Genomic DNA, 24,795 nt, shown 5'->3' on the forward strand with positions numbered 1-24,795 from the left:
CACCCCCACATCTATGGCACAGGGAAACATTCTGTTTTCAAGACCTCCATGCTCCCCCAGCGAGTCCAGCTACCTTGAAGTTTCAAACTCAAGGAAGTCGACATGGACCGTCCACACTCCAAGCTCCTGCGACGGGGGCGAATTTCCGAACCCGGCAGGTTGTATCTACTGACGAGCATCACTGAAAACCGGGCCCCCATACTCAGAGAGTTTGGCTTGGCCCGGCTCGTCGTTGCCCAATTCAAACTAGCTGAGCAAGAAGGCGCTGCGCGATCACTGGCCTGGGTAGTAATGCCTGATCACTTTCATTGGCTCATCGAGTTGCAGTCCTGCACATTGAAAACACTAATGCGCAGGCTCAAGTCACGCAGTGGCTGCGCCATTTGCAAGGCGTGCAAACTCAAAAGCAGACTCTGGCAGCCTGGGTTTCATGATCGTGCATTGCGCTATGAAGAAGATGTCCAGGCAGTAGCTCGTTACATTGTTGCCAACCCTATTCGTGCAGGGCTGGTGCAGCGAATTGGTGACTATCCTCATTGGGATGCGGTCTGGATCTAAAAGCATCGCGGGTCAAGCCCGCTCCCACAGAATACACCGTTGCAACTGTGGGAGCGGGCTGGACCCGCGATGGCGCAATCACTGGCGCTGCGGCTCGCGGATCTTGTACCAGGCCACGTACAGCGCCGGCAAAAACAGCAGGGTCAGCAAGGTGGCGACGATGATCCCGCCGATCATGGCGTAGGCCATCGGCCCCCAGAACACTTCGCGGGCGATCGGGATCATGCCCAGGCTCGCCGCTGCCGCAGTCAGCAAAATCGGCCGGCGCCTGTGGTTGGTCGCTTCCAGCACCGCATCCCAGGGCGTGTAGCCCTGGGCTTCGTACTCGTCGATCTGGGTCACCAGGATCACCGAGTTGCGGATGATGATGCCGATCAGCGCAAGAATCCCCAGGATCGCCACAAAGCCCATCGGCGTGCCGGTCGGCACCAGCGCCAGGACCACGCCGATCAAGCCCAGCGGCGCCACGCTGGCGACCAGGAACAGCTTCTGCACGCTGTGCAGCTGAATCATCAGGAAGGTGCCCATCATGAACAGCATCAGCGGCACCACCTTGGCGATCGGGCCCTGGGCCTTGCCGCTTTCTTCCACGGTACCGCCGGTGGCCACGGCGTAACCCACCGGCAGTTTGCTGGCGAATTCGTCGATCTGCGGCTTGAGCTCGGCCACCAGGTCGGTCGGCTGGATTTCGCCGCGCACCGAGGCCTTGATGGTGATGGTCGGTTTGCGGTCGCGACGCCATACCAGCGGCTGTTCCAGCTCATAGCGCACGGTGGCGAAGGCCAGCAGCGGGATCGAGGTGCCGTTGGGGGTGACGATCTGCAGGTTTTGCAGGGTCTGCGGCGTGCCGCGCTCGCTGTCTACGGCGCGCGCGATGACGTCGATCAGGTAGATGTTGTCGTTGACCTCGGTCACCGGCGCGCCGCTGACGATGCTGTTCATCACATTGGCCACGTCTTCGGACGACAACCCGAGCTGGCGTGCCTTGTCTTGGGCGATCTCGACCCGCAGCACCTTGCCCGGCTCGTTCCAGTCGTAAATCATCTCGCCGATGTGCTCGTTCTGGTCGAGCAGCGAGGCCAGGGCAATGGCGTGCTTGCGCACTTCATCGATGTCCTTGCCGCTGACCCGGTACTGGATAGGCCGCCCGACCGGCGGGCCCATTTCCAGTGACTGGACGTTGCTGCCAATGCCGACGAAGTCTTCACGCAGACGCTTTTGCAGGCGCGCCATCAATGCCTCGCGCGACTCCAGGCCTTTGCTGACAATCACCAGCTGGGCGTAGTACGGGTTCTGCAGTTGCTGGTCCAGCGGCAGGTAGAAACGGATCGCGCCCTGGCCGATGTAAGTGCTCCAGCGCACGATATCCGGGTCGCCCTTGAGCGTCGCTTCCAGGCGATCCACCGCCTTGCGGGTTTCCTCGATCGAGGCGTTTTGCGGCAGGTTGAGGTCGACGAGAATTTCCGGGCGGTCTGAGGACGGGAAGAACTGGTTCTGCACGAATCGCATGCAGAACACCGCCAGCACGAACAGCAACACAGTGCCGATGATGGTCAGCCAGCGATGACGCATGCACCACAGCAGGCTGTTGCCAAAGGCCTTGCCGATACGCCCCGGCTCTTCGCTGTGCGGTTTGACCTTGGTGCTGAGGATATGCACGCCGAGTACCGGGGCAAATACTACGGCCACCACCCAGGACACCAGCAAGGCGGCCGCGATCACCGCGAACAGGGTGTAGGTGTACTCCCCTGCCGAGCTGGCATTGAGGCCGATCGGCACGAAGCCCGCGACCGTCACCAGGGTACCGGTAAGCATCGGAAAGGCGGTCGAGGTGTAGGCGAAGGTGGCTGCCTGCTCCTTGCTCTCGCCCATTTCCAGGCGCGTGACCATGACCTCGACGGTGATCATCGCATCGTCCACCAACAGGCCCAGGGCAATGATCAGCGCGCCCAGGGAGATCCGCTGCATGGTGATGCCGCTGTATTCCATGAAGATGAAGACCATGGCCAGCACCAGCGGAATCGAACAGGCCACCACCAGACCGGCGCGTACCCCGAGGCTGATGAAGCTGACCACCAGGACGATCACCACCGCCTCGAACAGGGCGCTGGTAAAGCCGCCCACGGCCTCCTCTACTACCACCGCCTGGTCAGACACCGTATGCACGCCAACACCAACCGGCAACTCGGAGACCACGCGGTCCATCATCTTGTGCAGGTCGGCACCGAACACCTGGATGTTGCCGCCGGCCTTCATGCCGATGGCAAGACCAATGGCGGTCTGGCCGTTGTAGCGAAACATCGGCGCGGGTGGGTCGACAAAGCCTCGCTGGATCTCGGCGATATCCGCCAGGCGGAAAAAGCGATCGTTGATGCGCAGGTTGACCGCCTCGAGGTCTTTCTCCGAGGCGAACTGGCCGGTGGTGCGTACCGAAATGCGCTCGGGACCGGCCTCGATCACCCCGGCCGGGGTGACTGCGTTCTGGCTCTGCAGGGCCTGCAATACCTGGCGCTGGTCGATGCCGAACGACGCCAGCTTGCGGGTCGAGAAGTTCAGGTAGAGCACCTCGTCCTGGGTGCCGATCATTTCCACCTTGCCCAGGTTGGGCACTTCACGGATCTCGGCACGCACCTGCTCGACGTAGTCGCGCAGCTGGCGCATGCTCAGGCCATCGGCGGTAAAGGCGTAGATCGAGCCGAACACGTCACCGAACTCATCGTTGAAACCCGGGCCCTGAATGCCTTGGGGAAACTCGCCGCGAATATCCTGGATCTTCTTGCGCACCTGATACCAGATCTGCGGGATGTCCGCCGCCTTGGTGGTGTCGCGCAGGTTGACGTACACGGTTGACTCGCCCGGGCGGGTGTAGCTTTTCACATAGTCGAGGGAGTCCAGCTCTTCGAGCTTCTTTTCGATGCGGTCGGTGACCTGGTACAGCGTTTCATCCTGGGTCGCACCCGGCCAGCGGGTCTGAATGACCATGGTCTTGATGGTGAACGAAGGGTCTTCCTCACGCCCCAGGTTCATGTAGGAAAACACGCCCATCAGCAAGCCGACGAACATCAGGTACCAGACAAAGGATTGGTGCTTCAGCGCCCACTCCGACAGGTTGAAGCTTCCATTCATTGCGGGTCTTCCTCGTCGACGATGACCTTCTGGCCCGGTTTGAGACTGTTTACACCGGCGGTTACTACTCGCTCGCCAGGCTGTACGCCCGAGGTCAGCACTACGCTGCCGGGGGTACGCTCAAGCAGCTTCACATCACGTGTGGCGACGGTTTTTTGCTGCGGATCGACCACCCATACCCGGGTCTTGCCGTCGCTTTCGAGCAAGGCCGACGCCGGCAGTTCGGTGCGTGGCGAAACCGCCGAGGTCAGGGTGACGCTGATAGCCGTGCCGAGACGGAACGCATTCGGCGTATCGACCAAGGTCAGGCGGGCGCGACGGGTGCGCGTGGTGGCATCGGCCTGCGGCTCCAGCTCACGCAGGGTCGCCGTGGTGTTGATATCCGGGTCCAGTTGCGAGGCCACCAGGAACTGAAGCTGCGTGTTCAATTGCTCGGCCAGGCTGGTCGGCAGGTCGATCACCGCTTCCTTGATATCCGGTCGCGCCAGGGTCACCACGGCCTGGCCGGCACTCACCGTTTGCCCGGCCTCGGCCTGCCAATTGGTGACTACGGCGCCATGGTCGGCCTTCAGCTCGCTGTAACCCAGTTGATCACGGGCCTGGTCAACCGCCGCCCGCGCCTGCTTGAGGGAGGCTCCAGTGGTCTTCAGGTCGGTCTGCGCGATGTCCAGCTGGGCTTGCGCACCCACGCCGCGATCAAACAACTGCTGCTGACGTCGGGCGTTGGCCTGGGCGTTGATCCACTGCGCCTGGATCTTCGCCAGGTCGCCCTCAGCGGCGCGCAACTGGTTGCGCTGGTCGGTGGGATCAAGGCTGGCAAGCACATCGCCTGGTTGCACTTGACTGCCGACATCGACCCAGCGCCGGGCAATCCGGCCCCCCACACGAAAGCCCAGGGTGCTTTCAAAACGGGCCTGGATGCTGCCAGCGAAACGTCCAAGATTGGCCTGTACCTGCGGCTGGGCAATGACCGACAGCACTGGTCGCACAGGTTCTGGCGCACTGGCTTGCTTGCCGCAACCTACGAGCAGCAGTGCGCCGCCCAAGACAAACGTGATTGCTTTCATTGCGCCACCCCGCTGTCCTTGAGCGGCGCGATTTCCACCTGCATGCCCGGATTTAGCAGTTGCCCGCCCGTTACCACAACGGTTTCCCCACCTTTGAGGCCATCGCCCACCACCACCTTGCCGGTCAGGTAGCGCATCACCTTGACCTTCTGCAAGCGCACCTTGTCACCCTCGCCCACCAGCCACACCGCCGGCTCATGCAGGTCTTTGGTCAGCGCTGACCAGGGCAACTCTACGCTCGGCTTGCCCTGAACTTTGCCGGTGGCAGTAACTGGCGAGCCCAGGTCCATGCCGGGCGGCACATCATTCAATGCCACCTTGACCTGCACCGTGCCGCTTTGCGCCGAAACCGTCGGGGTGACCTCACGGATGTAACCCTGAGCCTGGATTTTCGGGTTATCCACCAGGCTGACCTTGATTGCCTCACGGGTGGCCGGGGCCACCAGCAAGGCTTCGTAGACATTGAACACCGCATCGCGCTCACCATCGCGGGCCAGGCTGAAGATCGGCACCGTGGCCTGAACCACCTGGCCGACCTCGGCCTGGCGCTCGGTGATCACCCCGTCCGCCTCGGCGACCAGCGCGGTGTAGCTCAACTGCTCTCGGGCGTTGGCCAGTTGCGCCTGGGCGGCCTTGAGTGCGCTCTGGCTGCTGCGCAAGGCGGCTTCGGCCGAGTCGTACTCGCTCTGGCTGGTGTAGCCCTTGGGCAACAGTTTTTGCTGGCGAACAAAGGCCGCGGCAGTCTGGGTCACGCGCGCCTGCTCGGCGAAGACCTCGGCCTTGGCCGAGTCGACGTTGGTTTGCAGGTCCTTGGGGTCAAGCCTGGCCAGTACCTGGTTGGCCTTGATGTGATCGCCGACATCGACGCTTCGGGCAATGATCTTGCCGCCCACGCGAAAGGAAAGATCGGTCTGCACCCGCGCCTGAACATCGCCGGTCAGGGTTACGGACGCTGCGAAATCACTGGGCTGAACACGTTGAACACCAACCCTGGGCAGTTCGGCTTCAGGGGCTTTTTTCTCCCCGCATCCCGTCAGCACCAGCGACACCCCCAGGCAGACGAGCGATAAAGGACGCAACACCCTCATGCAGGCTCCTTGCATGTGCCAGATCTATTTAGGAATGCGAGTGTTAGCGTAGATCAGGGTTCCCTTGATCGCTTGTCGGTGTACACAATTCGTTCACCACGCGGAATCGGCGATACTGCCCTCTTTACCTGAATGGACGCTGCCATGCTGACCACCCTGGCTGTCGCCAACTACCGCTCGATCAATCACCTAGTGCTGCCACTGGCACGCCTTAATGTCATCACCGGGCCCAACGGCAGCGGCAAGTCCAACCTGTACAAGGCCCTGCGCCTGCTCGCCGAAACGGCGCAAGGCGGTGTGGTCAACGCCCTGGCGGTGGAGGGCGGGCTGGAGTCGACGTTCTGGGCCGGCCCCGAGCAGATCAGCCGGCGCATGAGCAACGGCGAAGTCGCCATCCAGGGCGGCCCGCGCCAGCATGCACGGCGCTTGCGCCTGGGCTTTGGCGACGAAGAATTCGGCTACGCCATCGGTCTCGGCCTGCCGGAGCCGAGCAGGTCATCTTTCGCCCTCGACCCGCAGATCAAGCGCGAAAGCATCTGGGCAGGTCCGTTGTACCGCCCGGCCAGCCTGCTGGTGGACCGCCAGGGGCCGATGGTCAAGGTCCGTGAAGGCCGCCAATGGGAGGTGCAGGCGCAGCACACGCCGAGCTTCGACAGCCTGTTCGATCAGGTCGGCAACCTGCGCTCCTCACCGGAGGTGTTGCTGCTGCGCGAGCGCATCCGTGGCTGGCGCTTCTACGATCACTTTCGCACCGACCGTGATGCCCCGGCCCGGCGCCGGCAACTGGGTACGCGCACACCGGTACTGCACCACGACGGCCGCGACCTGGCTGCTGCGCTGCAGACCATCATCGAGATCGGCGACCCGCAGGCCTTGCAGGCAACCATCGCCGATGCCTTCCCGGGCGCACGCCTGGAGATCGATGCAGTGCCGGGTGGGGCGTTCGGGGTGTTGTTCTATCAGGAAGGTTTGTTGCGACCGCTGAGCGCCGCAGAGCTATCGGACGGGACCTTGCGCTACCTGCTGCTGGTCGCCGCGCTGCTGACGCCAAGGCCGCCGACCATGATGGTGCTGAACGAGCCGGAAACCAGCTTGCACCCGGATTTGCTGCCAGCGTTGGCGCGCTTGATCATCCGCGCCTCGGAGCAGTGTCAGGTGTGGGTGGTGTCGCATGCACGAAGATTGGTGGCCGCGCTGGAACAGGATGCGACCTGCAATTCGATCGTGCTGGAGAAGGTGCTGGGGCAGACCCGCGTAGCCGGTCAGGGGATGCTCGATGAGCCGGCCTGGCACTGGCCGGAGTAAAAACCAATCGCGGGGCAAGCCCGCTCCTACCCATTTGTAGGAGCGGGCTTGCCCCGCGAAGGGTTTCAGATCACGCCGAAACCGGCGCCGGCGCGCGACGCACGTCCGGTTGTTTCCACGAGTCGGCAGCGCTTTCTTCGATAGCCTGCTGGATCGCCCGGCGGCGACGCTCTTCGGCCTGACGGCTGAAGTACCAGACCATGAAGGTCACCAGCGACACGCTGAGCAGGATCAGGCTGGCCACGGCGTTGATTTCCGGCTTCACGCCCAGACGCACGGCAGAGAAGACTTCCATCGGCAGGGTGGTCGAACCCGGGCCCGAGACGAAGCTGGCCAGTACCAGGTCGTCCAGCGACAGAGCAAAGGACATCATCCCGCCCGCTGCCAGCGACGGTGCGATCATCGGGATGGTGATCAGGAAGAACACCTTCCACGGCCGGGCACCGAGGTCCATGGCCGCTTCTTCGATCGACAGGTCGAGCTCACGCAGGCGCGCCGACACCACTACCGCCACATAGGCTGCGCAGAAGGTGGTGTGGGCGATCCAGATGGTGACGATGCCACGCTCCTGCGGCCAGCCGATCATCTGCGCCATGGCCACGAACAGCAGCAACAGCGACAGACCGGTGATCACCTCGGGCATTACCAACGGTGCGGTAACCAGGCCACCGAACAGCGTGCGGCCCTTGAAGCGGGTAACCCGGGTCAGCACGAAGGCGGCCAGGGTGCCCAGCGCCACGGCGGCGATCGCGGTGTAGCAGGCGATCTCCAGCGAGCGCATCACCGAGCCCATCAACTGGGTGTTGTCGAGCAGGCCGACGTACCACTTCACCGACCAGCCGCCCCACACCGTCACCAGCTTGGAGGCGTTGAACGAGTAGATCACCAGGATCAGCATGGGCAGGTAGATGAACAGCAGGCCCAGGACCAACATCAATTTGGAGAAACTGAAACGCTTCATGCCCTGCCCTCCATCTCTTTGGCCTGACTACGGTTGAAGAGCAGGATCGGTACGATCAGGATCGCCAGCATCACTACCGCCAGGGCAGAGGCCACCGGCCAGTCACGGTTGTTGAAGAACTCTTGCCAGAGCACTTTACCGATCATCAGGGTTTCCGGGCCGCCAAGCAGCTCAGGAATGACGAACTCGCCCACCACCGGAATGAACACCAGCATGCAGCCGGCGATGATGCCGTTCTTCGACAGCGGCACGGTGATTTTCCAGAAGCTGTTGAAGGTGCTCGAACCCAGGTCCGAGGCGGCTTCAAGCAGGCTCTGGTCATGCTTCACCAGGTTGGCGTAGAGCGGCAGGATCATGAACGGCAGGTACGAATAGACCACGCCGATATACACCGCAAGGTTGGTGTTGAGGATCTGCAACGGCTGATCGATCCAGCCCAGCCACAGCAGCAGGGCGTTGAGCAGGCCGTTGTTGCTGAGGATGCCCATCCAGGCATAGACACGGATCAGGATTGCGGTCCAGGTCGGCATCATGATCAGCAGCAACAGTACCGTCTGGGTTTCCTTGCGCGCGTTGGCGATGGCGTAGGCCATCGGATAGCCGATCAGCAGGCACAGCAGCGTGCTGACGAAGGCCATCTTCAACGACCCCAGGTACGCCGAGATGTACAGTTCGTCTTCGGTCAACAGGCCATAGTTGGCCAGGTTGAGCACCAGCTGCACCTTGTCTTCGACGTAACTGTAAATCTCGGTGTACGGCGGGATCGCCACGTCGGCTTCGGCGAAGCTGATCTTCAGAACGATGAAGAACGGCAGCATGAAGAACAGGAACAGCCAGATGAACGGCACGCCGATCACCACATGGCGCCCCTCGGGCTTTATTCGGTTGAAGGCTCGCTTGAGCTTGCGGGCGTTCATGAGCGCAGTACCACGCCGCTGTCATCCTCCCACCAGACGTAGACCTGGTCGTCCCAGGTCGGCCGGGTGCCCTGGCGCTCGGCGTTGGCAACGAACGACTGGACGATCTTGCCGCCAGGCAGCTCGACGTAGAACACCGAGTGACCGCCCAGGTAGGCGATGTCGTGGACCTTGCCGCGCGACCAGTTGTGCTCGCAGGTCGGCTGCTCGGTGGTCACCAGCAGTTTTTCCGGGCGCAGGGCGTAGGTGATGCGCTTGTCTTCCACCGAAGTGGTGACACCGTGGCCGACGTAGATCTTGCGCTCAAGCTCGGGGCTGGCGATCACCGCGTGGCCTTCGGCATCGTCGACCACTTCGCCCTCGAACAGGTTGACGTTGCCGATGAACTCGCAAACCAGGCGGCTGGTCGGGGTTTCATAGATGTCGATCGGGCTGCCGATCTGGGCGATCCAGCCCAGGTGCATGATGGCGATGCGCTGGGCCATGGTCATGGCCTCTTCCTGATCGTGGGTCACCATCACACAGGTCACGCCGACCCGCTCGATGATCTCCACCAGCTCCAGTTGCATCTGCGAGCGCAGCTTCTTGTCCAGCGCGCCCATCGGCTCATCGAGCAGCAGCAGTTTCGGCCGCTTGGCCAGCGAACGGGCCAGGGCCACACGCTGACGCTGGCCACCGGAGAGCTGGTGCGGCTTGCGCTTGGCGTACTGGGTCATGTGCACCAGCTTGAGCATCTCGGCCACGCGGGCGTCGATCTCAGACCTGGGCATGCGGTCCTGCTGCAGGCCGAAGGCGATGTTCTGCGCCACGGTCATGTGCGGGAACAATGCGTACGACTGGAACATCATGTTGATCGGCCGCTCGTAGGGCGGCATATCGGTGATGTCTACGCCATCGAGGAAAATGCGCCCTTCGGTGGGCCGTTCGAAGCCGGCGAGCATGCGCAGCAAGGTGGATTTGCCCGAACCGGAACCACCGAGCAGGGCGAAGATCTCGCCCTTCTTGATTTCCAGGGACACATCGTCCACGGCGACCGTTTCGTCGAACTTTTTCGTGACCCGGTCGATTTTGACCAGCACCTGTTTAGGTTGCTGGTCGCCCTCGAGGGCTTTCTTATAGGCACCGGAGGCAACTGCCATTTGTGAAACTCCCAACAAGATTTTTTGCGTCCGCCCCTGCCGTGACGGACCCTGGATTTTTACTTGCCCGACTTGACCTTGGTCCAGCTACGGGTCATCAACCGTTGCACCTTGGGAGGCAGCTCGGAGTTGACGTACAACTTGTCCAGCACTTCTTGCGGTGGGTAAACCGCTGCGTCGGTTCGCACGCTCTGGTCCATCAGATCGCCAGCCTTGGGGTTCGGGTTGGCGTAACCGACGTAATCACTGACCTGGGCAATTACCTCAGGCTGCAGCAAATAGTTGATGAAGGCATGGGCCTCTTTGACATTCTTGGAGTCCTTGGGGATCGCCAGCATGTCGAACCAGAGGTTGCCGCCTTCCTTGGGAATCGCATAGGCCACCTTGACGCCCTTGCCGGCTTCTTCGGCGCGGGACTTGGCCTGGAATACATCGCCGGAGAAACCGGCAGCCACGCAGATGTCGCCGTTGGCAAGGTCGGAGATGTACTTGGAGGAGTGGAAGTAGGTCACGTAGGGACGCACGGCCAGCAGCTTCTTCTCGGCGTCGGCGTAGTCCTTGGGGTTGGTGCTGTTGGGGTCGCGCCCCATGTAGTTGAGCACCGCCGGGAGCATCTCGTCGGCCGAGTCGAGGAACGCGACTCCGCACTTGGAGAGCTTCTTGATGTTCTCCGGCTCGAGCAGCACGGCCCAGGAATCGATCTTGTCGGTACCCAGCGCCGCCTTGACCTTGTCGACGTTATAGCCGATGCCATTGGTGCCCCACAGGTAGGGGACGGCGTACTGGTTGCCCGGGTCGTTCTTTTCCAGGCGCTTCATCAGCGCCGGGTCGAGGTTCGCATAGTTTGGCAGCAGCGCCTTGTCGAGCTTCTGGAACGCGCCCGCCTTGATCTGCTTGCCGAGGAAATGGTTGGACGGCACCACCACGTCATAGCCGGTGCGACCGGCCAGCAGTTTGCCTTCCAGGGTTTCGTTGGAGTCGAAGACATCTTGCACCGGCTTGATGCCAGTGGCTTTTTCGAAGTCCGCGAGGGTGGTCTGACCGATGTAGTCGGACCAGTTATAAATGTGCACCGTGGGCGCCGCTTGGACGCTGATCGCCAGCGTCAGACCCGCTCCAGCCAACATGGCCTTGCGAAATACAGAAATAGACAAGTGGGAGGTCCTCACAAATGTGCCCGTGGCAAACGGCAGAAATACCTGCCGGATAAGCAAACCGGCGCGCAACTTACCTTCGATGCACTCATGCCGCAAAAAAAATTTGTGCTTTCATGCTCCCCGGGCGGGATTTACACCGCGCCCAGGGAGGTCACCGCTGTTACTTGCCCGACTTGATCTTGGTCCAGCTGCGCGTGATTTCGCGCTGGGCCTTGGCACCCGGGTCAGCAATTGCGTACAGCTGCTTCTTCACATCAGCCGGTGGGTAGATGCTCGGATCGCCCGAGATGTCCTTGTCCACCAGTGCGGTGGCCGCCTTGTTGCCGTTCGGGAAACGGACGGCATTGGTGATCTCGGCCATGATTTCCGGCTGCATCAGGAAATCCATGAACTTGTAGGCGGCGTCGACGTTGACGGCATCTTTAGGGATGGCAACCATGTCGTAGAAGGTACCGGCGCCTTCTTTCGGAATGATGTAGTCGAGCTTGACCTTGTCGCCGGCTTCGTGGGCACGTGCCTTGGACTGCTCCAGGTCACCCGAATAACCTACGGCCACGCAGATGTTGCCGTTGGCCAGGTCCGAGATGTACTTGGAGGAGTGGAAGTAGCCGATCGAAGGACGCACGCTGAGGAACAGGTCTTCGGCGGCTTTGAGGTCTTCTTTTTTCGTGCTGTTGGTCGGCTTGCCCAGGTAGTGCAGCGCCGCCGGAATCATCTCGGTCGGGGCATCGAGGAAGCTCACGCCGCAGCTTTTGAGCTTGGCGATGTTTTCCGGCTTGAACACCACGTCCCAGGAATCGATCTTGTCGACGCCCAGCGCCGCCTTGACCTTCTCCGGGTTGTAGCCGATGCCGATGGAGCCCCACATGTACGGGAACGCATGCTTGTTGCCCGGGTCGCTGGCATCGCCAACGGCCTTGAGCAGGTCTTCGTCGAGGTTCTTCCAGTTTGGCAGCTTGGACTTGTCCAGCTCCTGATAGACGCCAGCCTTGATCTGCTTGGCCAGGAAGTTGTTCGACGGTACCACCACGTCGTAACCGGACTTGCCTGCCAGCAACTTGGCTTCGAGGGTTTCGTTGCTGTCGAAGACGTCGTAGACGACCTTGATACCGGACTGTTTCTCGAACTTGGCGACGGTGTCTGGTGCGATGTAGTCGGACCAGTTATAGACGTGCAGTACTTTGTCATCCGCCTGAACAGCACTGGCCATGGCGCCCATCAGGGACACGGCCAACAACGTCTTGCCCAATTTCTTCATGCGTAATGCTCCAGAATTTTTTATTTAGCCATCTGTTCAGCGGCCGGCTTATTCGGCGCAAGCTCCGAGCGACTGAAACAGCCGCTAGTCTGGCAAGTTACAAGGCGCTCTTTCAACAACAGAGGCGCCTTGAAACCCATTGATGCCATTACGCTAGCCTAGCACTTGGCTATTTCAGCGCTTCAAGCGTCAGGTCCAGGCATTTGCGCGCCTTTTCCACCAGCTCGTCGATCTCGGCGTGGCTGATCACCAGCGGCGGCGCGATGATCATGGTGTCGCCCACGGCGCGCATGATCAGGCCGTTGTCGAAGCAGAACTGGCGGCAGATCATGCCGGCACCCTGGCCTTCGTAACGGGCACGGGTGGCCTTGTCCTTGACCAGTTCGATGGCACCGAGCATGCCCAGGCCACGCACTTCGCCCACCAGCGGGTGATCGTTGAGCTCACGCAGACGTTTCTGCAAATACGGTGCCGTTTCGGCCTGAACCCGCTCGATGATCTTCTCGTCGCGCAGGATCCGCAGGTTTTCCAGGCCTACCGCCGCCGCCACCGGGTGGCCGGAGTAAGTGAAGCCGTGGTTGAAGTCGCCGCCTTGGCTAAGCACCTTGGCCACTTCGTCACGCACGATCACACCGCCCATGGGGATGTAACCGGAGGTCAGGCCCTTGGCGATGGTCATCAGGTCGGGCTTAAGGTCGTAGTAATCGGAACCGAACCACTCGCCAGTGCGACCGAAGCCACAGATCACTTCGTCGGCAATGAACAGGATGTCGTACTTGGCGAGGATCTCCTTGATCTTCGGCCAGTAGGTTTCTGGCGGAATGATCACCCCGCCGGCGCCCTGGATCGGCTCGGCAATAAAGGCGGCGACCTTGTCTTCGCCGACTTCGAGGATTTTCTTTTCCAGCTGCTCGGCAGCCCAGACCCCGAACTCGTCCGGGGTCATGTCGCCGCCCTCACCGAACCAGTATGGCTGCGGGATGTGCTCGATGCCCGGCAGCGTGCCACCCTGGGCATGCATGCCGCTCATGCCGCCCAGGGCGGCGCCGGCCACGGTGGAGCCGTGATAGCCATTGATACGGCCAATGATCACCTGTTTCTGCGGCTTGCCCTTGAGCGCCCAGTAATGGCGGACCATGCGCAGGTTGGTGTCGTTGCCTTCAGAACCGGAACCGGTGAAGAACACATGGGTCATGCCCTTGGGCGCCACGGCGGTAACCGCCTTGGCCAGCTCCAGTGCCGGTGGGTGGGCAGTCTGGAAGAACAGGTTGTAGTACGGCAGCTCGCGCATCTGCTTGGCGGCCACTTCAACCAGCTCTTCACGGCCATAACCGACCGCCACGCACCACAGGCCCGCCATGCCATCGAGGATTTTGTTGCCCTCGCTGTCCCACAGGTGCACGCCCTCGGCTTTGGTGATGATCCGCGGCCCCTTCTCTTTCAGCTGTTGATAGTCACTGAAAGGTGCCAGGTGATGCTCACTGCTAAGGGTTTGCCACTCACGGGTTTGCGGGTTGTTGACGCTCATGTGCTTCTCCGTTTGTTGACGGCCGCGGTCCTGCGGCTCCGGGTTGATCAGACCGCAAACAGCAGGAACTCACGTTCCCAGGAGCTGATTACGCGTTTGAAGTTTTCATGCTCGGCGCGTTTGGTGGCGACGTAGCCGGTAATGAATTTCTTGCCCAGGTAGGGTTCCAGGGCCTTGCAGTTTTCCATGCGCTCGAGGGCGTCCTCGATGGTCAGCGGCAGGCGCAGGTTGCGCCGCTCGTAACCACGACCCTGTACCGGCGCGCTCGGCTTGATGCCTTCGACCATGCCGATGAAACCGCACAGCAGGCTGGCGGCGATCGCCAGGTAGGGGTTGGCGTCGGCGCCTGGCAGGCGGTTCTCGACCCGGCGGTTCTGCGGGCCGGCATCCGGTACGCGCAGGCCGACGGTACGGTTCTCTTCGCCCCACTCGACGTTCACCGGCGCCGAGGTGTCGGGCAAGAAGCGGCGGAACGAGTTGACGTTGGGGGCGAACAGCGGCAGCACCACCGGGATGAACTTCTGCAGGCCGCCGACGTGGTTGAGGAACAGCTCACTCATGCGCCCGTCTTCGTCCGAGAAGATGTTCTTGCCGGTGTGCACGTCGATGATGCTCTGGTGCAGGTGCATGGCGCTGCCCGGCTCGCCGGTCATCGGCTTGGCCATGAAGGTGGCGGCGACGTTGTGCTTGAGCGCAGCCTCGCGCATGGTGCGCTTGAACACCAGAATCTGGTCGGCCAGCGACAAGGCATTCCCGTGACGGAAGTTGATTTCCATCTGCGCCGTGCCGTCTTCGTGGATCAGCGTGTCGAGGTCCAGGTTCTGCAGCTCGCACCAGTCGTAGACGTCCTCGAACAGCGGGTCGAATTCGTTGGCCGCTTCAATAGAGAAGGACTGGCGACCGGTTTCCGGGCGCCCGGAGCGGCCAATCGGCGGCTGCAGGGGGAAGTCCGGGTCTTCGCAGCGCTTGGTCAGGTAGAACTCCATCTCTGGCGCCACGATCGGCTGCCAGCCCTTGTCGGCGTAGAGCTTCAAAACCTTCTTGAGCACGTTGCGCGGCGACAGCTCGACCGGGTTGCCCTGCTTGTCGTAGGTGTCGTGGATCACCTGGGCGGTCGGCTCGATGGCCCAGGGCACGAGAAACACCGCGTTCTCGTCGGGGCGGCAGATCATGTCGATGTCGGCCGGGTCGAGCAGTTCGTAATAGATGTCGTCATCGACATAGTCGCCGGTCACGGTCTGCAGCAACACGCTCTCGGGCAGGCGCATGCCTTTTTCGGCGATGAACTTGTTGGTCGGCGAGATCTTGCCGCGGGTGATACCGGTGAGGTCGCTGATCAGGCACTCGACTTCGGTGATCTTGTGTTCTTTCAACCAATCGGTGAGCTGGTCGAGGTTGCTACTCATAAATACCTCAGGAGGTAAATGTCTGGACTGACGTCAGGACGTGACCCGGAGTGGGCCGTCCCAGACATTCTGGATGCCCCACGGGGCTAAAGCAAAAGTCAGGCGCAGGGAGGCCGCAACGGGCAGTTCCCGCAAGGCTGACGAGCCCGCTATAGTGATGGCAGAGGTCATTCGAAGTAGCGTCGACAGCAGGCAGGACGCCTGGGCCGTCAATTATTTCAGCCGGGGCGCAAGGTGCTGGCGCAGGGCGCAAGCCACCCGCGAGGAATGCGTGCAAACCGTTCTGTGAACGGCGGGCGATGATGCCGGTTGTCGGCAGGCGTGACATGTAACCCCCGGTATTATTGGTGTTATGGGTTGCCACCGAGCTTAGCCTTGTTCATTTTTTTACACAACACCCCCGTAAAAAATAGAACACGGCCCGCTCAAGATCGCCGTTACCGTACGAAAGCAGCCCTTGTCGGCGCCCCCAATTGCAGCAAAAATGCCGCTTGAGGGCCATTTTAGGGCATCATGGGGCTGGCTTGACTTCAGCAAGGCTTTCCGATTGACTGAACCTGCAAGCCCCCATTGATTGATATTTTTAACAACAAAGGTGTTGCATCATGTCGGTACCCCCGCGTGCCGTTCAGCTTAACGAAGCGAACGCGTTCCTTAAGGAACATCCTGAGGTTCTCTACGTTGACCTTCTGATTGCAGATATGAATGGTGTGGTGCGCGGCAAGCGCATCGAGCGCACCAGCCTCCACAAGGTTTACGAGAAAGGCATCAACCTGCCGGCCTCCCTCTTCGCCCTGGATATCAACGGCTCGACCGTCGAAAGCACCGGCCTTGGCCTGGACATCGGCGATGCCGACCGCATCTGCTATCCAATCCCGGACACCCTGTCCAACGAGCCCTGGCAGAAGCGCCCGACCGCGCAACTGCTGATGACCATGCACGAGCTCGAAGGCGAACCGTTCTTCGCTGACCCGCGGGAAGTCCTGCGCCAGGTCGTGAGCAAGTTCGACGAGCTGGGCCTGACCATCTGCGCCGCATTCGAGCTTGAGTTCTACCTGATCGACCAGGAGAACGTGAACGGCCGCCCGCAACCGCCGCGCTCGCCGATCTCCGGCAAACGCCCGATCTCGACCCAGGTCTACCTGATCGACGACCTCGACGAATACGTCGACTGCCTCCAGGACATCCTCGAGGGTGCCAAGGAACAAGGCATTCCGGCTGACGCCATCGTCAAGGAAAGCGCCCCGGCACAGTTCGAAGTCAACCTGCACCACGTTGCCGACCCGATGAAGGCCTGCGACTACGCGGTACTGCTCAAGCGCCTGATCAAGAACATTGCCTACGACCATGAAATGGACACCACCTTCATGGCCAAGCCCTACCCGGGCCAGGCGGGTAATGGTCTGCATGTCCATATCTCGGTGCTGGACAAAGATGGCAAGAACATCTTCACCAGCGAGGATCCCGAGCAGAACGCCGCACTGCGTCACGCGATCGGCGGTGTGCTCGAGACCCTACCGGCGTCGATGGCGTTCCTGTGCCCGAACGTCAACTCGTACCGCCGTTTTGGTGCCCAGTTCTACGTGCCGAACTCGCCTAGCTGGGGCCTGGACAACCGTACCGTGGCCCTGCGCGTGCCGACCGGCACCCCGGACGCCGTGCGCATCGAACACCGCGTAGCCGGTGCCGATGCCAACCCGTACCTGCTGATGGCCGCTGTACTGGCCGGTGTTCACCATGGCCTGACCAACAAGGTCGACCCGGGCGAACCGGTTGAAGGCAACTCCTACGAGCAGAACGAGCAGAGCCTGCCGAACAACCTGCGTGATGCCCTGCGCGAGCTGGACGACAGCGAGATCCTGGCCAGGTACATCGATCCGAAATACATCGATATCTTCGTGGCCTGTAAAGAGAGCGAGCTGGAGGAGTTCGAACACTCCATCTCCGACCTTGAGTACAACTGGTATCTGCATACCGTTTGATGCTTGAGGGCCTTATCGCGGGTCAAGTCGGGTCGCCGCACCGCCGCTCCCACAAATATCTTCTGTGGGAGCGGCGGTGCGGCGACCCGACTTGACCCGCGATGCTTTACAGCGCTTTTTCGAAGATCTTCGAATTACGCTGATAGTTGTACAGCGATGCCCGCGCCGCCGGCAGCCGCTCGACGCCGCTAGGCACAAAGCCGCGTTCGCGGAACCAGTGCGCTGTCCGCGTTGTTAGCACGAACAGGGTGTTGAGCCCCATTTCCCGCGCCCGCGTCTCGATACGCTCCAGCAGCTCGTCACCACGGCCACCATGGCGATACTCCGGGTTGACCGCCAGGCACGCCAGCTCGCCCGCTTCGGAATCGGCAATCGGGTACAGCGCCGCACAGGCGATGATCATGCCCTCGCGCTCGACCACACTGAACTGCTCGATCTCACGCTCCAGCACCTCACGCGAACGGCGCACGAGAATGCCCTGCTCCTCCAGCGGGCTGATCAGGTCGAGCAAGCCGCCGACATCCTCGATCGCGGCTTCACGCACCTTCTCGAACTGCTCCTGGGCCACCAGGGTACCGCCACCATCGCGGGTGAACAGCTCGGTGAGCAAGGCGCCATCTTCGCCATAGCTGACGATATGACTGCGCGCCACACCGCCCCGGCAGGCTTCGGCGGCGGCATCAAGCAGCTCGCCCTGGTAGTCGCTGCCCAGGCGCTGCAGGTGCGCCGGCACTTGCTGGGGGCGCAGTTCGCGCACCAGCCGGCCCTGTTCATCAAGCAGGCCGCGCTCGGCGCCGAACAGCAGCAGCTTGTCAGCATTCAGTTCAATCGCGGCGCGAGTGGCGACGTCTTCACAGGCGAGGTTGAAGATCTCGCCGGTGGGCGAATAGCCCAAAGGCGAAAGCAGGACGATAGAGCGCTCGTCGAGCAGGCGATTGATACCTTTGCGGTCGACCCGGCGCACTTCGCCGGTGTGGTGGTAATCAACGCCTTCGACCACGCCGATCGGCCGCGCGGTAACCAGGTTGCCGGCAGCCACGCGCAGGCGTGAGCCCTGCATCGGCGAGGCGGCCATGTCCATCGACAGGCGCGCCTCGATGGCGATGCGCAAGTGGCCTACGGCATCGATCACGCATTCAAGCGTCGCCGCATCGGTGATGCGCATGCCGCGGTGGTAGTGCGGGGTCAGGCCGCGGGCCGCCAGGCGGCTTTCGATCTGCGGGCGCGAGCCGTGGACCAGCACCAGGCGCACGCCAAGGCTGTGCAGCAGCACCAGGTCGTGAACGATATTGCCGAAGTTGGGGTGTTCGACGCCGTCACCGGGCAGCATGACCACAAAGGTGCAGTCGCGGTGGGCGTTGATGTAAGGCGAAGCATGACGCAGCCAATTGACGTATTCGGGCATAACCGGAGAGCCTGTAGAAAATAGGGACAAGAACGGGAAAGCACACAGCGCTCGAAGGGTTATCGTCGGAACAGGCTTGGCGTCACGCGCAATCTCCTCTGCAAAACGGTTCAGCTCAGCGGGCAATTACCGGGCTGAGGCAATAATGTTCGATCAACTCACGCAATAGACGCACGGTAGGCTGCAAGCGTGACATTTCAAGGTATTCGCCCGGCTGGTGGGCGCAGGCGATGTCGCCGGGGCCCAGTACCAGGGTCTCGCAACCCAGGCGCTGAAGATAAGGCGCTTCGGTGCCAAAGGCTACCGCTTCGGCGCGATGGCCGGTAAGACGTTCGGCGACCCGTACCAGTTCCGCATCGGCGGCCTGCTCGAACGGCGGTACCTCGGGGAACAGCGGCGCGTAGTCGATGCGCACCTGATGCTGCTCGGCCAGCGGCGCCAGTTTGTGCCGGATGGCGTTGCGCAGTACTTCAGGGTCCATGCCCGGCAGCGGGCGCAGGTCGAACTCCAGGGCGCACTGCCCGCAGATGCGGTTAGGGTTGTCGCCGCCGTGGATGCAGCCGAAGTTCATCGTCGGTTGCGGCACGCTGAACTGGGCATTGTTGTATTCCCGCTGCCACTGCCGACGCAGGTTCATCAGCTCGCCCATCACCTGGTGCATGGCCTCCAGGGCGCTATGGCCCAGGCTCGGATCGGACGAATGGCCACTGCGCCCAAGAATGTCGATGCGCTCCATCATCACCCCCTTGTGCAGGCGGATCGGCTTGAGCCCGGTCGGCTCGCCGATCACCGCCGCACGGCCCAGCGGCCGGCCGGCCTCGGCCAGGGCGCGGGCGCCGGCCATCGAGCTCTCTTCGTCGCAGGTGGCGAGAATCAGCAGCGGCTGCTTGAAGTCATGCGCCAGCAAGGGCTGTACGGCCTCGATGATCAGGGCGAAGAAGCCCTTCATGTCGCAACTGCCCAAGCCCACCCAGCGGCCGTCGACCTCGGTCAACTTGAGCGGGTCGGTCTGCCACAGTTCAGGATCATACGGCACGGTATCGCTGTGCCCGGCCAGCACCAGGCCGCCCGGGCCGCTGCCGTAGCTCGCCAGCAGGTTGTACTTGCCCGGAGTCACCTGCTGAATGTCACAGGCAAAACCCAGGTCCCCCAGCCAGCCGGCCAGCAGGTCGATCACCGCACGATTGGACTGATCCAGCGACGGCTGGGTACAACTGACCGATGGCGCGGCGATCAGGGCGGCGAACTGCTCTTTGAGCGATGGCAACGGCATGCGCTTTCTCCTTGGGCGAAGCTCATCATAGGGCCATCCGGCACCGGGAATAAACCGCCGCGAGCCGACTCCTGTACACTGCACCCCCAAGACGCTCCCTGTCATTCGAGCCTGGATTACCCAGCAATGCATAAAGAAACCGAAATCAAACTGCGGGTCAGCCGCGAGACCCTCGCCGCCCTGCGTGAACACCCATTGCTGAACAAGCGCAACAAGTCCGGGTGGCAAAGCCGCGAACTGCTCAACCAGTACTTCGACACTCCGGAGCGCGACCTGGCCGCCGCCAAGGTCGCCCTGCGCCTGCGCCGCGACGGCGAGGTGGTCATCCAGACCCTCAAGACCCGCGGCCAGAGCGTCGCCGGCCTGTCCCAGCGCAACGAGTTCGAATGGCAGTTGCCCAAGGCCAAGCTCGACCTGAAAAAACTCGACGCCGAGTGCTGGCCAGAGCAACTGGCCGATGTCGACAAAAAGACCATCAAGGCGCTGTTCACCACCGATTTCATCCGTGAGTACGCCGAAATCGCCTGGGGCCGCGGCAAGGCCAAAGTGGTAATCGAAGCCGCCCTGGACCTCGGCACCGTGGTCGCCGGCAAGCAAAAAGAAGAGATCTGCGAGCTGGAGCTCGAGCTGCGCGAAGGCGCCCCCGAAGCCCTGCTGGAACTGGCCGCCGAGCTGTCAGCCAAGCTGCCGCTGATGCCCTGCGACATCAGCAAGGCCGAGCGCGGCTACCGCCTGCTCGACGCCGGCAGCTACGCCCTGAGCCTGCCAGCCGCCGAACTGAACGCCGAAATGACCCTCGACGACGCCTTCGCCGCGTTGGCCTGGCAGTTGCTCGGCAGCAGTCAGCGCCTGGCCGAACAGTACCGTTTCAACGGTCACTGGCGCCTGCTGCAAGACTGGGTCGAAAACCTCTGGGAACTGCGTGCCCTGGCCAGCAGCCTCGGCCAGGCCGGCCCACGCGCCAGCACCCGCGAGTTGCGCAACAGCCTCGACGCCCTGCTCGAAGACTGGCGCCCGCTGGTGCTCGCTGGTGCCGACGACGAAGATGTACGCCGCGCAGCGCCCGAGCAGTTCGCCGAGGAGCTGCTGGAAACCCGCTGGGGCCAGTTCTCCCTGGAGACCTCGCGCTGGCTGCTGGCCCGTGCCTGGACCGTCGAGCGCAACAAGCGCGGCGACCGCCAGGGCGCCGCGCAACTGGCCAACTGGCTGAACGTGCTGCTGGCCGAAGAAGCCAAGGCCCTCAACCTGCCGCTGTACCATCGCCAACCGGAAGACCTGGCCGAGCAGCTGCCGCGCATCGAGCGCCTGCTGGCCTGGCTGCATCATGCCCGCCAGGTGCTGGAAAGCCCGGACCTGGACCGCCTGTTCGGCGAGCTGAACAAGCTCCAGGAACTGGCCAACCTGCCGATCAGCGACGAAGTGCTCGAAGCCCGCGTCCACCAGGCCATGGCCGTGTTCCAGAGCCGCGGCTGGAAACACCTGCTGCGCAAGTAAGGCTCAAGGCAATACCGGCAAACTCGTCGTGGACTTGATTTCGGACAAGGCCACGGTCGAGTTGACCTCCTGGATCCCCGGCACCATCGACAGCTTTTCGAAAAAGAACCGTTCGTAGGCTTCGATGTCCGGGGTGACAATGCGCAGCAGAAAATCCACTGCGCCCATCAATACATAACACTCCAGCACTTCCGGAAAACCGCGGATCGCCTCGGTGAACTCGGTGAAGTTGGAGCGCCCGTGGGCGTTGAGTTTGACCTCGGCGAAAATCTGCGTGTTCAGGCCGATCTTCTTGCGGTCGAGCAGGGTCACCTGGGCGCGAATCACCCCCTCCTCTTTCAGGCGTTGTATGCGCCGCCAGCAAGGCGATTGCGACAAGCCCACGCGCTCGGCGATCTGCGCGCTGGAGAGCGAGGCATCTTCCTGCAACAAAGCCAGAATGCGCCGGTCATAGCCGTCCAGTTCACTGTGCATGATTTTTTCTCCAAAGTCGGTTGATTCGAATTGAGCTATTCAATAATCCGCAATATCTCACGATCATAGAGAAGAAATGCCCCGGCCCGCATGTAAAAATTTCTCCACTTTTTGCGGAGAAACCCATGAGCGCTCTCGAACGGCTGGACAGCCCCCTTACGCCCTTGCGCCACGATGTCTGGGCCGCCAACAACGCCCACAGCGATGTCTGCTATCAACTGCAGGTCGAAGCCGAACCCGACAGCCTGTGCCGGGTGCTCAACCTGTTTGCCCTGCAATTTCTGGTACCACATCGCTTGAATGTCGAGCAGCAGGATGACCTGCTCAACGTCGAGATTGGCATCAGCGGCCTTAGCTGGCACCGCGCCGAGCTGATTGCGCAAAAAATGCGCAACCTGATTTGCGTAAGCGAAGTGCAGTTGAGCACTGCCGGAAAAGCCTGGTAACCCTTGTTCAGCGGGAAGCCCCGGCTCAGCCGCTAACCTTGCTCAAGCCATCACTGTCGGTGGCGCGGCAAGGAAGCCCGCAGCCATGCACAACCTTAGCGAAGATCGCTGGCTTGACCTGAACACCCTGCTGGACGAGCTGCTGGCCGAGCAACGCATCAGCCCGGCTGATCGCGGCAATTGCCCGCCGGTGCCGCACGACCAGCACCCACTGGAGTGGATCGCCAGCCAGCAGCTTGCCGACCTGCTTAATCCCGGCCAGCACCTGGACCTCGATAGCCTGTGCCAATGGCTGGCCAGGCAGGCCGGGCAGCCGTACCTGCGTATCGATCCCCTGGAGATCGACCCCGCCCGCCTCACCGGCCTGATGTCTGCAGGCTTCGCCCGGCGCCACGGCATCCTCGCGGTGGCCGCCGATACCAGCGGCGTCACCGTGGCCAGCGCACAACCTTATGTACGCGCCTGGGAAGCGGACCTGACGCAGGGGCTGCAACGGCCAATCAAGCGCGTGCTGGCCAGCCCGGTGCAGATCCGTCAGCTCAGCCAGACGTTTTTCCAGGTCGCGCAATCGGTCAGCGGCGCCAGTCAGCAGCAGTCGACGCCAATCGCTGCGGGTAATCTTGAGCAGTTGCTTGAGCTGGGCGCGCGCGGGGCTGACGCACAAGCCAACGATGCGCACATTGTCAGCATCGTCGACTGGTTGTTGCAGTACGCCTTCGAGCAGCGCGCCAGCGATATCCACCTCGAGCCCCGGCGCGATCAGGGCCAGCTGCGCTTTCGCATCGACGGCGTGCTGCACCCGGTCTACCAGTTTCCGGGGCCGGTGACTCTGGCGGTGGTCAGCCGCCTGAAAAGCCTGGGGCGCATGAATGTCGCAGAAAAACGCCGGCCCCAGGACGGCCGGATCAAGACCCGCCTGCCAGGCGGCGCAGAGATCGAGCTGCGGCTGTCGACCCTGCCGACCACATTCGGTGAAAAACTCGTACTGCGTGTTTTCGATCCACAGTTGCTGCAACAGGACTTTGCCCAACTGGGCCTCGGCGGCGCCGACCTCAAGCGCTGGCTGGCCATGCTCGACCATCGCCACGGCATTATCCTGGTCACCGGGCCTACCGGCTCGGGCAAAACCAGCACCCTGTACGCCAGCCTCAAACACCTGGCTACCCCGCAGATCAACCTGTGCACCGTCGAAGACCCGATCGAGATGGTAGAACCGGCCTTCAACCAGTTGCAGGTGCAACCAGCCATCGACCTCGACTTTGCCGCCGGCACCCGCGCCCTGCTGCGCCAGGACCCGGATGTCATCATGATCGGCGAAATACGCGACCTGGAAACCGCTCAGGTGGCGATTCAGGCCGCCCTCACCGGCCACCTGGTGCTCTCGACCCTGCATACAAACGATGCCTGCAGCGCCATCACCCGCCTGCTCGAGCTGGGCATTGCGCCCTACCTGCTCAAGGCCAGCCTGATCGGGGTCATGGCCCAGCGCCTGGTGCGTACCCTGTGCCGGCACTGCAAGGGAGCGCCGCTGGGGTGCCGGGAATGCCGGCACACCGGGTATCACGGCCGTAGCGCGATCTTCGAGTTGCTGGGCATCAGCGAAGCGCTCAAGTCACTCATCAACCGTGAAGCCGACCTGCCTGGCCTGCGCCAACTGGCGTTGAGGGAAGGGATGCACAGCCTCAGGCAAAGTGGCCTGGACAAGGTCGCGGCCGGGCAGACAAGCCAGGCTGAAGTGCTTCGCGTCACGGCCTGAGGCTGCGCCAAAGCTTTTACCCGGGCAGGGAACTAGATCTGCGCAAAGCCGATCAAAGGCCCCAGTTCACCTCACGTTGGAGTCACCCCCGATGCGCCTCAAATTCGCAGTCGCCACCCTCGCCCTGCTGTCCCTGCCGGTTGGTTCTGCCATGGCCGATACCTTCTGGCGCAACGTCATCTCGTCCGGCGCCACCACCGGTTCCACCTACCTGACCTTCAAGGACCACAAACTGGTCATGGCGGCCCAGGATGATGCCGGCAGCTACGTCGCCAGCGAAGGCGCGATTCGCGGCCCGTACCTGGAAGCGGCGATGCACAAAGTGCGCGCCGACAACCCGGGGCTGCAAGTCAGCGACATGGAACTGGCCAATGCGATCCTGGCCAAGAATGCGCTAGCCAGCGAGTAAGCTCGCGACCGCTGTGGGAGCGGATAAATCCCCTCCCACACCAATA

At 62.2% G+C, this 24,795-nt stretch carries 20 protein-coding genes; 7 read left to right on the forward strand and 13 right to left on the reverse strand.

Going from position 1 to position 24,795, the window contains the following annotated elements:
- Positions 1 to 102: 102 nt before the first annotated feature.
- On the forward strand, positions 103 to 558 hold the full coding sequence (locus tag LOY37_RS26165) for an REP-associated tyrosine transposase (protein WP_093378320.1): 456 nt from the start codon (positions 103 to 105) through the stop codon (positions 556 to 558).
- A 78-nt stretch (positions 559 to 636) separates the two neighbouring features.
- Here the strand turns inward: LOY37_RS26165 and LOY37_RS26170 are convergent, their stop codons facing one another.
- The 3 genes from LOY37_RS26170 to LOY37_RS26180 are packed head-to-tail and all read right to left on the reverse strand — an operon-like array spanning position 637 to position 5,839.
- The gene (locus LOY37_RS26170; RefSeq protein ID WP_258716032.1) at positions 637 to 3,684 is read right to left on the reverse strand and encodes an efflux RND transporter permease subunit; all 3,048 of its coding nucleotides are present in this window, start codon (positions 3,682 to 3,684) and stop codon (positions 637 to 639) included.
- Positions 3,681 to 4,751, reverse strand: coding sequence for an efflux RND transporter periplasmic adaptor subunit (locus LOY37_RS26175; protein WP_258716033.1), 1,071 nt, complete (start codon positions 4,749 to 4,751; stop codon positions 3,681 to 3,683). Before LOY37_RS26175 ends, LOY37_RS26170 begins: the two co-directional genes overlap by 4 nt.
- On the reverse strand, positions 4,748 to 5,839 hold the full coding sequence (locus tag LOY37_RS26180) for an efflux RND transporter periplasmic adaptor subunit (protein ID WP_093378311.1): 1,092 nt from the start codon (positions 5,837 to 5,839) through the stop codon (positions 4,748 to 4,750). The genes LOY37_RS26175 and LOY37_RS26180 overlap by 4 nt, the downstream gene beginning before the upstream one ends.
- A gap of 144 nt (positions 5,840 to 5,983) precedes the next feature.
- On the opposite strand from LOY37_RS26180, the gene LOY37_RS26185 reads away from it, so the two are divergent.
- Positions 5,984 to 7,144, forward strand: a complete 1,161-nt coding sequence (locus tag LOY37_RS26185; protein WP_258716034.1) for an AAA family ATPase — start codon at positions 5,984 to 5,986, stop codon at positions 7,142 to 7,144.
- A gap of 70 nt (positions 7,145 to 7,214) precedes the next feature.
- On the opposite strand, the gene LOY37_RS26190 is transcribed toward LOY37_RS26185, so the two are convergent.
- The 7 genes from LOY37_RS26190 to LOY37_RS26220 form a co-directional block, all read right to left on the reverse strand.
- The gene (locus LOY37_RS26190) at positions 7,215 to 8,105 is read right to left on the reverse strand and encodes an ABC transporter permease subunit (RefSeq protein WP_010221198.1); all 891 of its coding nucleotides are present in this window, start codon (positions 8,103 to 8,105) and stop codon (positions 7,215 to 7,217) included.
- The gene (locus LOY37_RS26195; RefSeq protein ID WP_093378301.1) at positions 8,102 to 9,022 is read right to left on the reverse strand and encodes an ABC transporter permease subunit; all 921 of its coding nucleotides are present in this window, start codon (positions 9,020 to 9,022) and stop codon (positions 8,102 to 8,104) included. The genes LOY37_RS26190 and LOY37_RS26195 overlap by 4 nt, the downstream gene beginning before the upstream one ends.
- The gene (gene potA / locus LOY37_RS26200) at positions 9,019 to 10,161 is read right to left on the reverse strand and encodes a polyamine ABC transporter ATP-binding protein (protein ID WP_045201117.1); all 1,143 of its coding nucleotides are present in this window, start codon (positions 10,159 to 10,161) and stop codon (positions 9,019 to 9,021) included. Before potA ends, LOY37_RS26195 begins: the two co-directional genes overlap by 4 nt.
- 59 nt (positions 10,162 to 10,220) lie before the next feature.
- Complete coding sequence (locus LOY37_RS26205) at positions 10,221 to 11,315, reverse strand: polyamine ABC transporter substrate-binding protein (RefSeq protein ID WP_093378296.1); 1,095 nt, start codon at positions 11,313 to 11,315, stop codon at positions 10,221 to 10,223.
- A gap of 163 nt (positions 11,316 to 11,478) precedes the next feature.
- The gene (locus LOY37_RS26210; RefSeq protein WP_045201113.1) at positions 11,479 to 12,576 is read right to left on the reverse strand and encodes a polyamine ABC transporter substrate-binding protein; all 1,098 of its coding nucleotides are present in this window, start codon (positions 12,574 to 12,576) and stop codon (positions 11,479 to 11,481) included.
- Between the two features lie 169 nt (positions 12,577 to 12,745).
- The gene (locus tag LOY37_RS26215) at positions 12,746 to 14,104 is read right to left on the reverse strand and encodes an aspartate aminotransferase family protein (protein WP_093378291.1); all 1,359 of its coding nucleotides are present in this window, start codon (positions 14,102 to 14,104) and stop codon (positions 12,746 to 12,748) included.
- A 47-nt stretch (positions 14,105 to 14,151) separates the two neighbouring features.
- Positions 14,152 to 15,510, reverse strand: coding sequence for a glutamine synthetase family protein (locus LOY37_RS26220; protein WP_045201108.1), 1,359 nt, complete (start codon positions 15,508 to 15,510; stop codon positions 14,152 to 14,154).
- Between the two features lie 605 nt (positions 15,511 to 16,115).
- Here LOY37_RS26220 and LOY37_RS26225 point away from each other — a divergent pair.
- A complete protein-coding gene (locus LOY37_RS26225; RefSeq protein ID WP_045201104.1) occupies positions 16,116 to 17,492 on the forward strand; it encodes a glutamine synthetase family protein in 1,377 nt (458 codons plus the stop codon).
- Between the two features lie 106 nt (positions 17,493 to 17,598).
- Here the strand turns inward: LOY37_RS26225 and argA are convergent, their stop codons facing one another.
- Both argA and argE read right to left on the reverse strand, forming a co-directional pair.
- Entirely contained in the window at positions 17,599 to 18,897 is a 1,299-nt protein-coding gene (argA, locus tag LOY37_RS26230; protein ID WP_195885279.1) for an amino-acid N-acetyltransferase, read from the reverse strand.
- A gap of 115 nt (positions 18,898 to 19,012) precedes the next feature.
- The gene (gene argE / locus LOY37_RS26235) at positions 19,013 to 20,170 is read right to left on the reverse strand and encodes an acetylornithine deacetylase (protein ID WP_258716035.1); all 1,158 of its coding nucleotides are present in this window, start codon (positions 20,168 to 20,170) and stop codon (positions 19,013 to 19,015) included.
- Between the two features lie 126 nt (positions 20,171 to 20,296).
- Between argE and LOY37_RS26240 the strand changes: the two genes are divergently transcribed.
- Positions 20,297 to 21,664 carry an inorganic triphosphatase gene (locus tag LOY37_RS26240; protein ID WP_258716036.1) on the forward strand — a complete coding sequence of 456 codons (1,368 nt, stop codon included), beginning with the start codon at positions 20,297 to 20,299 and terminating at the stop codon, positions 21,662 to 21,664.
- A 3-nt stretch (positions 21,665 to 21,667) separates the two neighbouring features.
- Here the strand turns inward: LOY37_RS26240 and LOY37_RS26245 are convergent, their stop codons facing one another.
- Entirely contained in the window at positions 21,668 to 22,138 is a 471-nt protein-coding gene (locus LOY37_RS26245; RefSeq protein WP_093378268.1) for an Lrp/AsnC family transcriptional regulator, read from the reverse strand.
- A gap of 125 nt (positions 22,139 to 22,263) precedes the next feature.
- Between LOY37_RS26245 and LOY37_RS26250 the strand changes: the two genes are divergently transcribed.
- From LOY37_RS26250 to LOY37_RS26260, 3 genes are all read left to right on the forward strand, one after another.
- Complete coding sequence (locus LOY37_RS26250; RefSeq protein WP_195885282.1) at positions 22,264 to 22,584, forward strand: hypothetical protein; 321 nt, start codon at positions 22,264 to 22,266, stop codon at positions 22,582 to 22,584.
- A gap of 85 nt (positions 22,585 to 22,669) precedes the next feature.
- A complete protein-coding gene (locus LOY37_RS26255) occupies positions 22,670 to 24,340 on the forward strand; it encodes a GspE/PulE family protein (RefSeq protein WP_258716037.1) in 1,671 nt (556 codons plus the stop codon).
- Between the two features lie 91 nt (positions 24,341 to 24,431).
- The gene (locus tag LOY37_RS26260) at positions 24,432 to 24,749 is read left to right on the forward strand and encodes a DUF2388 domain-containing protein (RefSeq protein ID WP_045201089.1); all 318 of its coding nucleotides are present in this window, start codon (positions 24,432 to 24,434) and stop codon (positions 24,747 to 24,749) included.
- The last annotated feature ends 46 nt before the right edge of the window (positions 24,750 to 24,795 follow it).

It is taken from the genome of Pseudomonas sp. B21-012 (assembly GCF_024749305.1).
Classification (GTDB): Bacteria; Pseudomonadota; Gammaproteobacteria; order Pseudomonadales; family Pseudomonadaceae; genus Aquipseudomonas.